Source organism: Paenibacillus sedimenti (assembly GCF_014534655.1).
GTDB classification, from domain to species: Bacteria; Bacillota; Bacilli; order Paenibacillales; family NBRC-103111; genus Paenibacillus_E; species Paenibacillus_E sedimenti.
Genome location: NZ_JACVVD010000040.1, coordinates 1 through 1716, shown reverse-complemented (window position 1 = coordinate 1716; position 1716 = coordinate 1). Strand labels below are relative to the sequence as shown.

The window sequence follows — 1716 nt, the reverse complement described above, 5'->3', positions numbered from 1 at the left end:
GAAGTCGGAATTGCTAGTAATCGCGGATCAGCATGCCGCGGTGAATACGTTCCCGGGTCTTGTACACACCGCCCGTCACACCACGAGAGTTTACAACACCCGAAGTCGGTGAGGTAACCATCTGCAAACTTGTTTGCTAGCGGAGCCAGCCGCCGAAGGTGGGGTAGATGATTGGGGTGAAGTCGTAACAAGGTAGCCGTATCGGAAGGTGCGGCTGGATCACCTCCTTTCTATGGAGACTCGGCTCTGCAATGAGCCAGTCAAGTGCGAAAGCACACAACAAGCTTCTTCCACTCGTGTTCAGTTTTGAAAGGGTAATATCTAATCTATGAGCCCCCGATGATTGGGGGTTTTTGCTTAGTATTATCATAACAAATCACATGTTGGGTTTGAGACCAAGTCTGTTCGGCAAATGCTGGATCAATCGTGGTCTCTTTTTAATTTAAATAGATCAAAAAGAGGTGAAGAGCAAATGCAATATATAGTTATGGATCTGGAGTTCAACGGTAGGAGACACTACGATATATATCCAATGGAGATTATTGAAATTGGGGCAGTAAAGTTAAATGAGCAAATGGAGATTGTCGAGACATTCCAAAGCTTTATTCGTCCTAAATTTCCTTTAAATAGATTTGCACTGCAGTTTTGCGGTATTACAAAAGAAACGTTATTAAAAAGCAAGCCTTTTGAAGTGGTTATTGAGAAATTTAAAAAATTTTGCGGCACAGATTATAAGCTCATCGCATGGGGTGGCAGTGATTTTTTTACTTTAATGGTTGATTGCAAAGTAAATCGTGTTAATACTGAATGGATCACTACTCATTTGTTGGACATGACCCGTTATTATGATGGAGGTTTGCAACAAGCTTTAGAGGAACATGGCCTCCAGTTCATTGGACAAAGTCATTCGGCACTGGATGATGCTTTAAATGCAGTGCTATTATTGAAGCTGAAACCATGGATAGTGAGTGATGCGAACTACTTCATACCAGATCCTGTGAAAATATGTACGGGCGGCATAAAGAAATGGATCTTAATTTCACTTGAGGAAGCTCTTCAAAATAATCAAATGTTAAGTTGGAACGATTTTTTAAAGGATCAGAATACTGAAAAGTATATATCTATTATGAACTTATCCGAAAACGAGATCAGAATGGTGCAAAATTTATTTAAGAAATTTGCACAAATGAAGTATGGTCGTAAAACAAAAAAGCTATTATATGCATAAATGTGCTGCTCTGCCGATATTTCTACAACTGCTTTCATTTAAGGAATACTTTCACCTTACGAAAACTGGCCCCCGATCGGGGGCTTTCTTATTTGACATTTTTGACATTACGATAATGGGAAAAGAAACCACTTGATTTTGAGAACTAGAACGTGATAAATTATCCTTCCTGTCTCGGAAACGAACAGAGCTTGATAACATCGGGATTCATGGAAAAAGAAACCACTTGATGTTGAGAACGAGAATGTGATATATTATTTTTCCTGCTTCGGAAACGGGCAGAGCTTGAAACATCAAGATTAATGGAAAAAGAAACTACTTGATATTGAGAACGAAAATGTGGTACATTATTATTCCTGTCTCGGAAACGAGCGAACATTGTTCTTTGAAAACTGAACAACGAGTGAAGAAGCAAGTCGAGCAATCGACTCTAAACTTTTAAGAGATTAATAATCTCGTCAGCTTTAAATGAGCTATTCAGATTCATC

Annotated in this window: 1 protein-coding gene and 1 rRNA gene; both read left to right on the top strand. The window is 39.2% G+C overall.

Features of this window, described 5'->3' with window-relative positions:
* A 16S ribosomal RNA gene (locus tag ICC18_RS33280) occupies positions 1-230 on the top strand; the annotation flags it as partial.
* A gap of 242 nt (positions 231-472) precedes the next feature.
* Positions 473-1228 carry a 3'-5' exonuclease gene (locus tag ICC18_RS33275; protein WP_188178677.1) on the top strand — a complete coding sequence of 252 codons (756 nt, stop codon included), beginning with the start codon at positions 473-475 and terminating at the stop codon, positions 1226-1228.
* Positions 1229-1716: the final 488 nt, after the last annotated feature.